Source organism: Labilibaculum manganireducens (assembly GCF_963665805.2).
In the GTDB taxonomy this organism is placed as follows: Bacteria; Bacteroidota; Bacteroidia; order Bacteroidales; family Marinifilaceae; genus Labilibaculum; species Labilibaculum manganireducens.
In genome coordinates this window covers 4,124,381-4,137,691 of sequence record NZ_CAXXEE010000003.1, presented here as the reverse complement: position 1 = coordinate 4,137,691, position 13,311 = coordinate 4,124,381, and the positions used below count along the sequence as shown (strand labels likewise).

At 35.3% G+C, this 13,311-nt stretch carries 12 protein-coding genes; 1 reads left to right on the top strand and 11 read right to left on the bottom strand.

Annotation, left to right across the window (positions count from 1 at the left end; genetic code table 11):
* Position 1: 1 nt before the first annotated feature.
* The 7 genes from ACHZAX_RS15945 to ACHZAX_RS15915 are packed head-to-tail and all read right to left on the bottom strand — an operon-like array spanning position 2 to position 6,675.
* Complete coding sequence (locus ACHZAX_RS15945; protein WP_101311629.1) at positions 2-499, bottom strand: D-glycero-alpha-D-manno-heptose-1,7-bisphosphate 7-phosphatase; 498 nt, start codon at positions 497-499, stop codon at positions 2-4.
* A gap of 3 nt (positions 500-502) precedes the next feature.
* Positions 503-1,108 (bottom strand): rhomboid family intramembrane serine protease, encoded by a 606-nt coding sequence (locus ACHZAX_RS15940; RefSeq protein WP_101311628.1) that lies wholly within the window; start codon positions 1,106-1,108, stop codon positions 503-505.
* 10 nt (positions 1,109-1,118) lie between these two features.
* The gene (locus ACHZAX_RS15935; RefSeq protein ID WP_320019824.1) at positions 1,119-3,203 is read right to left on the bottom strand and encodes an OmpA family protein; all 2,085 of its coding nucleotides are present in this window, start codon (positions 3,201-3,203) and stop codon (positions 1,119-1,121) included.
* 4 nt (positions 3,204-3,207) lie between these two features.
* Positions 3,208-4,161, bottom strand: coding sequence for a PorP/SprF family type IX secretion system membrane protein (locus ACHZAX_RS15930; protein ID WP_320019823.1), 954 nt, complete (start codon positions 4,159-4,161; stop codon positions 3,208-3,210).
* 2 nt (positions 4,162-4,163) lie between these two features.
* Positions 4,164-4,838 carry a T9SS type B sorting domain-containing protein gene (locus tag ACHZAX_RS15925; protein WP_320019822.1) on the bottom strand — a complete coding sequence of 225 codons (675 nt, stop codon included), beginning with the start codon at positions 4,836-4,838 and terminating at the stop codon, positions 4,164-4,166.
* 53 nt (positions 4,839-4,891) lie between these two features.
* Complete coding sequence (gene holA, locus ACHZAX_RS15920; protein WP_101311624.1) at positions 4,892-5,893, bottom strand: DNA polymerase III subunit delta; 1,002 nt, start codon at positions 5,891-5,893, stop codon at positions 4,892-4,894.
* 11 nt (positions 5,894-5,904) lie between these two features.
* Positions 5,905-6,675, bottom strand: coding sequence for an AMP nucleosidase (locus tag ACHZAX_RS15915; protein ID WP_320019821.1), 771 nt, complete (start codon positions 6,673-6,675; stop codon positions 5,905-5,907).
* 63 nt (positions 6,676-6,738) lie between these two features.
* Between ACHZAX_RS15915 and ACHZAX_RS15910 the strand changes: the two genes are divergently transcribed.
* On the top strand, positions 6,739-7,203 hold the full coding sequence (locus ACHZAX_RS15910) for a type I restriction enzyme HsdR N-terminal domain-containing protein (protein ID WP_101311622.1): 465 nt from the start codon (positions 6,739-6,741) through the stop codon (positions 7,201-7,203).
* Here ACHZAX_RS15910 and ACHZAX_RS15905 read toward each other — a convergent pair.
* The 4 genes from ACHZAX_RS15905 to recR all read right to left on the bottom strand — a co-directional run bounded on the left by ACHZAX_RS15905 (position 7,184) and on the right by recR (position 13,237).
* A complete protein-coding gene (locus ACHZAX_RS15905) occupies positions 7,184-7,732 on the bottom strand; it encodes a GNAT family N-acetyltransferase (protein ID WP_394698287.1) in 549 nt (182 codons plus the stop codon). The genes ACHZAX_RS15910 and ACHZAX_RS15905 overlap by 20 nt on opposite strands.
* A complete protein-coding gene (locus ACHZAX_RS15900; protein ID WP_320019819.1) occupies positions 7,722-10,667 on the bottom strand; it encodes a hypothetical protein in 2,946 nt (981 codons plus the stop codon). Before ACHZAX_RS15900 ends, ACHZAX_RS15905 begins: the two co-directional genes overlap by 11 nt.
* 326 nt (positions 10,668-10,993) lie before the next feature.
* Entirely contained in the window at positions 10,994-12,310 is a 1,317-nt protein-coding gene (locus ACHZAX_RS15895) for a dihydrolipoamide acetyltransferase family protein (RefSeq protein ID WP_320019818.1), read from the bottom strand.
* Positions 12,311-12,613: 303 nt separating this feature from the next.
* Complete coding sequence (gene recR, locus ACHZAX_RS15890; RefSeq protein ID WP_101311619.1) at positions 12,614-13,237, bottom strand: recombination mediator RecR; 624 nt, start codon at positions 13,235-13,237, stop codon at positions 12,614-12,616.
* Positions 13,238-13,311 lie beyond the last annotated feature (74 nt).

The window sequence follows — 13,311 nt, the reverse complement described above, 5'->3', positions numbered from 1 at the left end:
TTTATATTTCTCCCTTTACTATCTGATCACAATAAATACTGATGTTTTCATTGGATTTAATTTTTATTCCCTTTATTCCGGCAGCTTCTGCAGCCTGAATATCTCTGGTACTATCTCCAATCATATAGGATTTAGAAGCATCAATATTAAAATCGGCAATAGCTTTTTTTATGAAAAAAGGACTTGGTTTCCGGCAATCACACTTTGCTATACTTTCGTGATGAGGACAGTAGTAAATCTGTTTTATGTGGATATTTTTTTTCGCTAAAACAGAAAGTAAATGGTTATGAAGTATCTCTACATCAGATTCAGAATAGATTCCTTTAGCAATACCACCTTGATTTGTTACAATAAATAAAATATATCCGGCTTCCGAAATTTTTTGCAGGGAAGGAATAATGCCTTCATTAATTTTAAAATCTTCTGTTTTGTATATATAATAATGTCCTTCGTCAGAGTTTATAACACCATCACGATCAAGGAAAAGGGCTTTTTGCATGTTCTAAAAATTGAGAATCTGCTGCAAAAATAAGGAGAATAATTGGGGTTTAATAAGGATTGGAAATAGAAATCCGAAAAGAGCTCCGTAGAAATGGGCGCTGTGACCAATATTGTCTAAATTTTTCTTGCTCATATAATACGAATAGTACAAATAGCCTAAGGCAAAAATGATTCCCGGAATCGGAATAAAAAACATGAAATAAATGTTTTCTAAAGGAGCAAAGAAGATAGCAGCAAAAACTACTGCAGAAGTAGCACCTGATGCACCAACAGCATTGTAATGATAGTGCTCTCTGTGTTTTTTTAAATCGTAAAGAGTAGAAAATACAATAGCGCCAATATACAACAGAATAAAATAAAGAATCGCTGAAGCCCCAAAATAGTAGTTGAAATAAGTTTCCAGTACTCTTCCAAAGAAAAATAGCACAACCATATTCACCAATAAATGATCCCAATTAGCATGAAGAAAACCATAGGTAAGAATTCGATACCATTGATTTCTTTTAAGTATTTGGTAAGCATTAAACTGGTATTTGTACAATAACTCAACCTTATTAAAGGCTGCGACTGATATCAAAACAGTAATGGCAATTATTATAATGGTCATTGTTTAAAGTTTAAAATGCTTCAGTTAGTTTTACGACTAAAGCTGATCTTCCGGAATTGTATCCGGCTGATTTGTATTGAATTCGGTTTGGAGTTATGCCTTTGGAAATAATATATTCGGAGGCTGTTTTTGCTCTTTGTTCGCAAATTATGTTGTTCTCTTTTTTCCCTTTATCCTGATTTGTAAATCCATTAATTTCAATGGAAATATGTGGATTTACTTTTAGAAGACCGGCTAAATTATTCAGCTCCATTATTGTGTTTTCTTTTAATTCCCACGAACCCGCATCGTACTCTACTCCATATAGTTCCATATCTTGATTGGTAGAAAATTTTTGAAGTTCGATTTGCTCAAATTTTGCCGATTGATATTTATAATTGTTGATTACTTTGGTGAAATAACCATCTTTTTGGATAATGATATCGTAAGCTTTTGAAGGATCAATTTCCTGTTCAAAATCACCATATTCATCAGTTACACAGAAAGAATTACTCTTGTAGGTCTGGTTAATTATCTGAATTGATGCTTCTTCAACAGCATGAGCGGAAAATTGATCTATAATATTCCCTTTGAATTTAACCCAATGGATTGTATCCATAGAAATATTTAATTGTTTGGGAGTTGTTTGTTCGTCGGGAGCAAAATAGAGAATTCGTTTTATTTTGTAACCGGGTTTACTAACAATTAAACTATAATTTTTACCTTTAAAAATATCAAAAGAAAAAAGCCCGTTTTCATCAGTTAGAGTTGATTTTTCTTTGGATAAATTCTCCATAAGAATAACTTCAACATCTTTCAAAGCACTCTTATTAGTACTGGCAAGTAATCGTCCACGCAGATTTTGTATTTTTTCCGGATTTTGTTTGAACTCAAAAATATCATCACTTCCATTCCTGTTGGAAGAGAAATAACCAACTTCTTTGTTTTTCCTGATCAGATATCCAAAATCATCTTTTGAGGAATTGAAAGGAGGTCCTAAATTAACCGGATATGTCCATTCGTTTTGCTCAAAAATTGATTTAAAAATATCTAAACCTCCGAAACCTATATGACCGTCGGAAGCAAAATATAAATAGCCATCTTCGGCAATAAACGGAAACATTTCGTTGCCGTCGGTATTAATGGTAGGGCCGCAGTTAATCGGTCTGCTCCAGCTGAATCCAGACTTTCGGCAAACATAAATATCTGTGCCTCCGTAGCCACCGGCCATATTCGAAATAAAATAAAGATGTCTTCCGTCGGGAGAAATACTCGGATGCCCCATGGAATAAGTCTGACCTGAAAATTGAAATATTTCAGCCTTATCCCAATCTGTACCATTGTGTCTTGAAGTGTAAATATTTAATTCCGATTTCCCCTCCAGATTCAAAGTTCCTTTGTTTCGGGTGAAGAAAATAAATTTTTCATTTGAGCTAAAGCAGGCTGGCCCTTCATGATACTTAGTGTTGAAATCATCAGAAAATGGCTCTGGACTTAAATAATTATCTCCTGATTTTTCTGAAAAATACATGTCCAAAAAGTATTCTCCGCTTCTGCCATCAATTTGCTTAGAAGTATTATTTTTCCGCCCGGAAACAAAAACAAGTCCGTTTTTATAAAATGCCGACGCAAAATCGGATTGTGGAGAATTAATTGAAAGTGATTTAATGGAATACAAATGATCATCTTGTAATTCCTTAATTAAATTACAGGAAAGAATCAATTTGCTTACATTACTGTCTTCAGGTTTTAATTCGGCATATTTTTTGAAAAAAACTTTTGCTTTTTCATAGTTGCGAACTCTCTTTAAGAGATTTGCATAATGCAGATAGTCTTCAGCATTGGCTTCCGCGCTGGCTGCAATATTTTCCAGTAAATAATTTGCTTCGGTATCTTTTTGTATTTGAAGATAACAATCGGCAAGTTTTCTCTTTATCTTAACGTCTTCAGAATTTTCGAGGTATTTTTCGTAGTAGTAGGTTGCCGCGGCAAACTCTTTGTTGTTGTACAACCGATCGCCTTTTTGTACCTGCTGATCCTGAGCTAAGGATGCAGAAACACCCGTAAGAACAAATACAAGAATTAACAGAAAATGTAAGATTCGACTTCTATTCATATTACTAGAAATATCTTGGTGATGTAATCTGGCTTTTACGTAATGATAAATTGTAATTTAATATTATTTCATGATTTGTATAGCCTTTTGTCGGATAATTTCCGAAAGATTTTTCGTAGGAGTACGAAAATCTTAGTTTTTGAGTTAGTTGATAACCGAGTAAACCAGCCCAGGTGCCATCGCTTCTGTAACCAGCTCCCACAGATACCCCGCTGACGTGTATAAAATCGAAATTTACATTTATTAAGTTCGAGGTTTTATGTGAACCAACAAATAAAACCGAAGGAGAGAAATTAATTTCCCGGTTAATTGGTAGGGTAAGTCCGGCACCTAAATAATAGAAAAGGGATTTTGAATTAAAACTCACATTATTTGATATCCCTTCTGTTGAGGGCTGATCGTTCGAAAGTAATCTTGGAACCGAAAGGCTGAAATAATACTGGGGTGTGTAGTAGTAAAAGCCCAGACCAAAATTAGGAACCCAGGTCGATATGTTATTATCAGGAATTATTGCATCATTAGGACTGCTTGGGTTTGGATCATAAAAAGTCAGCTCAGTCCAATTAATTTGTTTATTAATGAACCCAGCCTGCAATCCCATTGATAATTTTCCTTCACGGTTGATTTGAATTTGATAGGCATAATTTAAAAAGACTGCAATATCGGATTGAATTCCAAATTTGTTGTGGTAAGCAACAGCTCCTAAACCCGAATTGGTGTAGTTTATTGGAGCCTGAAAAGAAACCATTGCTGTTTCCGGCGATCCTTCGACACCTACCCATTGGTTTCGGTAGGCGAGAACAGCCTCCATAAATCCGGTGTTGCCTGCATAAGCAGGATTGTAAAAAAGACGGTTGTATTTATGATTTGAAAAGCGGATTTCTTCCTGAGCCTGTAAGTTTACAGAACACAAAAGAACAAATACAAAGAGAATAGAGGATTTTAATATGTAATTCATTATCAGTACTTAATAACAATATATCCACTTTTTACATACTCTTTGTCTTTAATAATCAACTTAAAGAAATAGGTGCCTTTGGGAAGTTTATCTCCCGGGCCTAATTTAACGCCGGCCTTATTGTAACCACCATCCCAGGCATCGTCATTCGAATAATTTCGTTTTTCAAAAACCTTTGTTCCCCATCTGGAAAATACGATAAATTCATTTTCAGGATAGTTCTCTATTCCTTTAATGAAAAATTTCTCGTTGGTTCCATCATTGTTGGGTGTAAAGGAGGATGGGATCAAAAGTTCAACTTGATTTGGATCCACAACATTTACGATAACCAATGCTTTACTGCACTTTTTATTTTCGTTACAAATTTGATAACGGATTGTATCAGTGCCATATGAATTTTCATAAGGATAGTAAATCATTAAAGTGTTATTCTCTATCAAATGCATTTTCCCATATTGGTCGGTTTGATTTAAGATTGAAATCTCAAGTTCATCAACATCAGAAAATTTGTCATTTTGTAAAAAATCAACTTCAATATATACCACTTCGTTTGCGACGCTTTTATTGGTTATTGAAACCGTATCGTTTTGTGCAACAGGAGTAATTTGTCCAAAACTTACTGAGAAGTTAAGGCAGATAAGCATTGAAAGCAGGCAAATGGGTAGATAAAATCTCATAGTTGGGATTTATGTACAACTTAATTTTTGTTACTGTCTTTTTAATCAAATTTCTAATGAAGAATTTTAAAGATTAATTCCTTTAATAAATCTCCATGCTTCGTACTTACATCTCCAATTCCTTTCGATTTAAGATCATATTCCCGCAGCAGTGCAATTATAGATACTAGTTTTTTAGGATTATAATTTTTTGCTGCCAGTTTATAGTCTTTTACAAAATAAGGATTAATTTGTAAAGTAGACGCTACCATTTTATCATTGGTTTTATTTTTGATAAAATAATACTTTAAAACTTTTGAGAAATACGAGTGTAATAAGGCAATGGTTACAACCATTGGATTATTTTTTTCATTCGCAGCGAAATAGTTTATGATTTGATTGGCTCTAAAAACGTCTTTTTTGCCCAATGCATTTTGTAATTCAAAGTTGTTGAAATCTTTAGATATCCCAATGTTTTTTTCAATATCGCCTGGCGATATTGTTTTAGTTTCCGTTGTATTTATTGTTAATTTATCAATCGCGTTGGTAATTTTACCTAAATCGTTGCCTAAAAATTCGGCAAGTAAAAAGCACGCTTTTGAATCAATTTGATATCCTTGTTTACTGGTGTAATTTTTTATCCAATCGGGAACTTGATTTTCATAAATTTTTTTCGATTCAAATAAGATTCCGTTCTTGGCAACCTCTTTTGTAAAGCTTTTTCTTTTATCTAAAGATTTATATTTGTAATTAATTACCAGTATTGTTGAATGCAATGGATTTTGAATGTAGGATAGAAGTTGATCAATGTTTTTTATGTTTTGAGCTTCCCGAACCACAACCAATTGTTTTTCAGCCATCATTGGAAATCTTCGGGCCGTTGTTACTATAGTTCCAATATCAGTATCTTTACCATACAATATCGTTTGATTAAAATCTTTATCAGATTCATTCAGCGCATTTTCAATAATGTAATCAGTAATTTGATCGATAAAAAAACTTTCTTCTCCCATCAAAAAATAAACCGGAGCGTATTCTTTCTTTTTTAAGCTTTTAAGGATATCCTCAAATGTCATAAGTTTTTGTGTTAGAAGCGTAAGTGTTTTACAGATTGTTTATTGTGCATGATTTCTTTTAAGGATTCAATACCAATACGGATATGTTCCTCTACAAAATTAAGTGTCACACTGGCATCACTTTCATCTGTCTTTATTCCATCCGAAATCATTGGCTGATCAGAAACTAAAAGCAAAGCTCCTGTGGGAATTCCATTATAAAAGCCGACGGTAAATATTGTTGCTGTTTCCATATCAATTGCCATGGCTCTGGTTTTTGACAGATATTTCTTGAAACGTTCGTCGTATTCCCATACCCGCTTATTGGTCGTGAAAACGGTTCCTGTATAATAGTCTCTGTTTCGATCTGAAATGACCTGAGAAACTGCTCTTTGAAGACTAAATGCTGGTAGAGAAGGGACTTCTGCCGGCAGATAATCATTAGAGGTTCCTTCGCTTCGAATTGCTGCAATTGGCAGGATTAGGTCGCCAAGTTTATTTTTACGCTTTAAACCACCGCATTTGCCTAAGAAAAGAACTCCTTTGGGTTTAATTGCGCTAAGTAAATCTAAAATGGTTGCGGCATTCGGACTCCCCATACCAAAATTAATTATGGTAATATTTTCGGCCGATGCATTTGGCATTGCTTTGTCTTCGCCTAGAATTTCAGCATTGTGCCATTCAGCGAACAGCTCAACATAGTGATTAAAATTAGTTAGGAGTATATATGGACTAAAATCAGCGAGTTCTCTGCCGGTATATCTGGTTAACCAGTTTTTTACAATTTCCTCTTTTGTTTTCATGTAGGTTTGGTCATTAAATATCAGGAATAATCTTCTACCTTTACAGGCTGTTAGAGCAATTTCATGGAAAACTTAAATTTACCAACTTATTCCTTTAAAATAAAATCTGAACTGCAAAGAAAACTAATTTTTGACAGTATTCGAAAGAAGTATGTGGTATTGACTCCGGAAGAATGGGTCAGGCAGAATTTCATTCAGTATTTGGTGAATGAAAAGAGGTATCCGGGATCTTTAATTGCAATTGAAAAGAAAGTGGATGTTAATCTTCTTCCTCAGCGAAGTGATATTGTTTTGTACAATAACAACGCACAACCTGTTATGATTGTTGAATGCAAATCGGTTAAGGTGAAGATAACTCAGGATGTTTTCAATCAAATTGCACGTTACAATATGAAACTGAGAGTTCCCTTTTTGGTTGTCACCAATGGTTTACAGCATTATTGCTGCCAAATGGATTATGACAAAAAGAGTTTTAAATTTATTCCTGAGATTCCTGTTTATGAAAGCATTAAGGATTTGCCGGATTAATTTTTTGTAAGCTGTATTCATCCATCCATCCGTTTTTCGAACGGATCCAATCTTTTTTATTCCCAATAATTTCAAATCCTTGTTTGGTAAACAAGCGAAGACTGACTTCATTGGAAACTGTAATATTGCAGTAGAGCTGATGAACCTGTAAAATACTAAATGCATAATTACATAAGATTTGTAATGCTTCCGAAGCAAATCCCTTGTTCTTGTTTTCGGTGTCGTTTATTAAGATCCCAATCCCTGCTCTTTGGTGAAATGGATCAAAATCAAAAAGATCTATTAAGCCTACCGGTGTATTTGTTTCAATTAATTCAATAACCAAGCGGAGTTGTTTGGTCTCAAAAACATCGAGATGCGACGATTCCAGATATTGTTTTAGAATAAAAATTGAAAATGGTTTTAAGGTATGACTGACTTCCCAAATAGTAGAATCATTCTCCCATTTGTAGAGAAGTTTTAAATCGGTTGGTTCAAGAGCCCGTAATCGAATACTTTTGCCTTCAAGTATTTGCATTTTAGTGTTCATTATACCATTTAATTTCCCTTGTGAAAGCATCAAGATAACCTTTTTTCGTCACTGAGGAAAGCCTGCTTTTGGCTTTTTCCAATGATGAATATTTCTGAAAAGTATATCTGGATAAACCATCGTTTCCCTTGTAAATTTGAAGGCTGTCAGTTCCTAAGTTGTTAAAGTAAGACAGAGGTCTGGCGTTTCGAAGTGCCATTACCTGAATCGTGTAGAAGTTGTCTGTTTCATCAGTATTGAAATTCAATACGTGTTCTCCCGAAAGAGATTTTCTTACAAAAGCATCCCAGTAGCCTCTTTTTAGAACATATCCTAAATCATTAACAGCCTCACCTTTATTTTGGTATGTCCGATAGGTATAGCGATACAATCCATTCACATCAGAGAAAACAGTAACATTCTCCAAATCAGCAAAGAAAGATAAGGGTTTAGGATTTCGAAGCGCCATTACCTGAATGGTGTAGGTGTCTTTTTCGGAATATTTCATTCCGGAATACAGCAGCTGATCGTTGATTACTGTACGAACAAAAGCGTCCCAATAGCCCATTCGAATCAATCTGTTCATTTCGGTGATGGCTTCCTGATACGATGTGTATTTTTTATAGGTATATCGGGTATAGCCATCGGCTCCGCGGAAAGCTTTTACATTATCCAGATTATCAAAAAAGTCTGTTTCAACGTATAGTTTCAGCGCCATTATCTGAATGGTGTAATAGGTTTCTCCGCCAGTTTGTTCTTCAATTAAATTGTCGTTCGATAGAATTTTGATTTTCGAAGCTGTGAATCCTTTAGAAACAATATCCTTTTGAGCTTTAGCTGCTTTCTTATAGTCTTTGAACTTACCGTAGGTGTAGTGGTATTTTTTGTCCGGACCAATAGTCTCTTTCACACCATCAAGGGTTTCAAAAAGTTCTGATTGCGGAGAATTAAAATTCCCTAAATCCAACGTGAATGCTAAATCGCCGGAGTTTAATACCTCAACTTTTGAATTTTGAGCGTTAATAATTGACTGTTTAATTAATTCATCTTTCGCCTCAATATTAATATTTTCAGTTTTTTTAGTTGGTTCGTCTTTTTTCATTTCCGGTATTGTTACCGGATTTTTTATCGGAGTCAGATTTTTACCGGGAAGAATCGTGGTACTACCAGATTCGTCTTTTGTACTTACTATATCCTTTTTAATTTCTTCATTCGCACTGATTGTATCACCGTTAACTTCAGGAGTAATGAATTTTTTATCCTCAGGAATAGAATCTTTGCCAGGAGGAAGTGAACCAATATCATTTAGTTTACTTTCATCCAAATCGATCAGTTCCAAAGCGTTTGGATAGTCCGGCTCATCCTTGGTTCTCAATGTTAACGGAAGCAGGGTTATAACACTGTGGTTTTCTTTGTTTGCAAATTCGGGTGGGATATTTAAAACGGTGCGAAGGGTTCTGTAACCTTCAGCTACAATTTCGATATCGTATTTTTTACCGGCATCAACAATAAACAGGAATTTACCCGTTGCGGCATTTGGTGTATAAATTCCGATTACATTTCCATCTTTACTCACTGTGATTTTAGAATTTACAACCACGTTGCCACTCGAATTGATAATTTTTCCTTTTAGTACAAATAATCCTGCTGTATTTTCGTCAGGAGTTTTGATTAAAAATATATCCGTTCTTCCAAAGCTGCCTTTTCTGTAGGAAGCAAAATACGCTCTTTTGCCATCGGGTGTTGGAGTGTAATAAATATCATCATCTGTTGAGTTAATCGGGTAACCGACATTAACCGGTGCAGTCCAGCGGCCTTTGATGTTTACACTTTTGAAAATATCCAATCCGCCCATCGTTTTATGTCCGGCAGAACTAAAATATAAGGTTTTTCCATCGGGGTGAATGAAGGGAGCATCATCATCATATTCGGTATTGATAGCAGGGCCAAGATTTTTTGCACGTCCCCATTTGCCGTTCGGAAGTTTGGTAACGGTGTAAACATCCATGCCGCCAAATCCGCCCGGACGATTGCTGGAAAAGAATATTGTTCTGTTATCAGCAGAAATTGAAATATGACTTTCCTTGCTTGATGAGTTGATAACAGGAGCTAGTTTTTCCGGTTCGCTCCACTCAGTGCCATTCAACCTGCTTTTATAAATATCTCCGCCTTCGGACTCCCGGCTGTTAACATAGCCGGCTTTGTAAATATAAAGTTCTTGTCCATCAGCCGAAATGGAGATGGAGGCATCGTGGTCGATGGTATTTAGCTTTGCGATCCCCACCGGATCCGACCAAATTCCATTTATGCGATGAGTGATATAGATATCTTCGAAATATTGACCGTCAGAATCAATTTTGCTTCCGGTACCGTTTCTCCTGGAAGTGAAAACCATGGTGCTTTCATCAGCTGTAACTCCCGGACTGTGTTCAGAAAATTCTGTGTTTATTTTATTTCCCAGATTGATGATGGAGATGTTTACCGGATTCTTCATCAATTCAATACCATTTTTGCACATTTGCATATTGCGCTGAATATCATTTCGAAAGGATGTATTCTGAGGTGAAATAATCTGTAGTAAATCCTTGTAAACTTTTAAAGCTTCTTTAAATTGGTAATTGGCATGATATGCTTTCGCTAAATTGAAGTATACATCCATCGAAACATTGTTTTTCGAGCTGGTGTATTGAATGGCTTTTTCCAACAGGTCAACAGATTTTTCTTTTTCTGATACAATGTTCAGATAGCACAATCCCAGTTTGAAATTTAAATCAGCATTTCGGGAGGATTCATTGAGTAACTCTTTGTAAATGAGTGCTGCTTTTGAATAGTTTCTATTGTCCAGAAATTTTTCTGCAATTTGATATTGCCTTTTCGATTTAATTTTTTGCTGTTTAGGAGAAGCGAAAAGAGAGTGAGAGTTAGTTATCCCTGTTAAAACAGAGATAAGAACCATAAAAAAAACCTTTAGTGCAAAAGGTGTCTTTTTGTTCAGTTTATGGGCTGTTGAACAGTTTATATGGTTTAAATTAATTAACAATAACTAAATATAGTAGATAAGGGTCAAACTCCAATAGCAAATGTAATAAAAAAGCAGAATTGTTAATAAAAACTTACAACTTTCTATGCCATTTTTAAATTCTTGCTAAAGTAATCATTGCTGCACATTTATACTGTACAAAATAAATAATTTTGTTTGATGTTTTGAGTAATAGCCAAGGAATGGGTATAAAAAAGCCATTGAAGAAGATTCAATGGCTTTTTTCTCTGTTTTTATTGATACTAAATCGTTCTTTTTGTGTCGAAATTTTCTAAGTTTTCAGCAATTCTTTTCAGAAACAGACCTCCAAGAGCTCCATCAACAACTCTATGGTCATACGAGAGTGACAACACCATAATTTGCCGGATACCAATTGTATCTCCATGAGGAGTTTCGATAACTGCCGGTTTCTTTTTTATGGCGCCAACCGCTAAAATAGCTACTTCGGGTTGGTTAATGATTGGTGTTCCTGTTGTACTGCCAAATGCACCAAGATTTGTAATGGTAAACGTACTGCCTTTTATTTCGTCGGGCTGCAGTTTGTTGTTTCTTGCCCGCTCTGCCAGGTCATTCACTTTTGTGGTAATGCCTATCAGATTTAATTCATCGGTTGCTTTAATAACCGGAACAATTAAGTTGCCGCTCGGAAGAGCTGTTGCCATTCCGATATTGATGTATTTTTTCCGAATAATCCGATCGCCGTCAACAGAAACATTAACCATAGGATAATCTTTTAAAGCACTGGTAACCGCTTCAACAAAAATAGGAGTGAAGGTTAATTTTTGATTTTCTTTTTTCAGAAATTCATCTTTCACTTTATTTCTCCAATTTACCAAACCGGTAACATCTACATCAATAAAGGAAGTAACGTGCGGAGAGGTCTGTTTTGAACTGAGCATGTATTGTGCAATGAGTTTACGCATGCGATCCATTTCAATGATCTCAACATTTTCGCCTTCGTAGCTTTTGTGAGCAGTAACAGCAACGGAATCCGAACTAATTGGAGCAACAATCGGTTCTGCAGGAATGATTTTGGCTGGTTGTGATTTTTTATTTTTCAGATATTCAAGAATATCTTTTTTCGTGATTCTGCCGGCTTCTCCTGTTCCTGGAATTTGGTTTAATTCATCTGTTCCAATATTTTCAGCCTGAGCAATTGTTCTCACCAATGGAGAAATAAAATTACCTCCTTCTGTTTTACTGCTGATTTGAGGAGTTATTGTTTCTAAAAAAACTGGTGCCGCAAAATCTTCTGATATTGGTTCCTGTTCTTTCTGTATAGAGATTTCTTCTGTATTTTCAGTATCCGTTTCTTCTCCTTCGGTTGCAATAATGGCAACCACATCACCCACTTGTGGAGTGTCACCTTCATTGAAAAGGAATTTTACGATTTTACCTGCTTTAGGAGCGGGAATTTCTGAATCAACTTTATCGGTTGCAATTTCTATGATTGGGTCTTCTTCCTCAACAAAATCACCAACTTTTTTAAGGAATTGAGTAATTGTTGCTTCTGTGATTCCTTCACCCATTGCGGGAATCAGGATTTCTATTTTAGCCATGTTAGCGTTGTGTTTTTTGATTGTGTTTATTTAGTCTAAATACTACACGAAATTAATAAAATTACAGAAACGGACAAATACATCCGAAAAGGGATTGTTGCAAGTAACAAGGATTAAGTAAAAAGTAAAAAGTTACAAGGATCAAGTAACAAGGATCAAGTTTCAAGTAATAAGAATTAAGTAAAAAGTAAAAAGTTTCAAGTAACAAGTATTGAAAAGTCTTACCTATTTAGTTAGAAACTCCGAAATTTGCCTAACTCCTAACTCCTAACTCCTAACTCCTAACTCCTAACTCCTAACTGCTTATTGTAAATTTTGATCGAAAAGGGTTCTGTGTAATATTGATCTTCCCAGTGTAATCTCATCGGTATACTCCAACTCATCGCCAATAGAAACACCTCTTGCAATAGTTGTTATGGGCACTTTAAATTTGTTCAGTTTTTTATAGAGGTAAAAGTTGGTTGTATCTCCTTCCATGGTTGTGCTCAAGGCTAAAATAACCTCCTTGGCCTTGCCTTCGCTAACTTTCTGAATTAATGGCTCAATTTTCAGATCACTGGGACCAATTCCATCCATAGGGGAGATGATTCCACCCAAAACATGGTAAATTCCATTGAATTGCTGGGTTCTTTCAATTGACATTACATCGCGGATGCTTTCTACCACACAAATGGTTTCATGATCGCGCTTTGGGTTGGCACAAATGTCGCACAAAGAAGTGTCGGAAATGTTGAAGCAGGAATTGCAGTGCTTAATTTCATTGCGCAATTGGATGATGGATGAACCGAAAAGATTTACATCTTCCTTGGGTTGGTTCAGTAAATGCAAAACAAGGCGCAATGCCGTTTTTCGTCCTATGCCCGGAAGTTTTGAAAACTCAGCAACAGCATTCTCAAGAAGCTTGGAAGGGAAATTGGTGTAACTCATTTTTACGATTGATTCTTTAGTCTACCTCAAAAGTAACAATTTAGAATTGAATTTAAACCTGAGAGGTTTTCGAA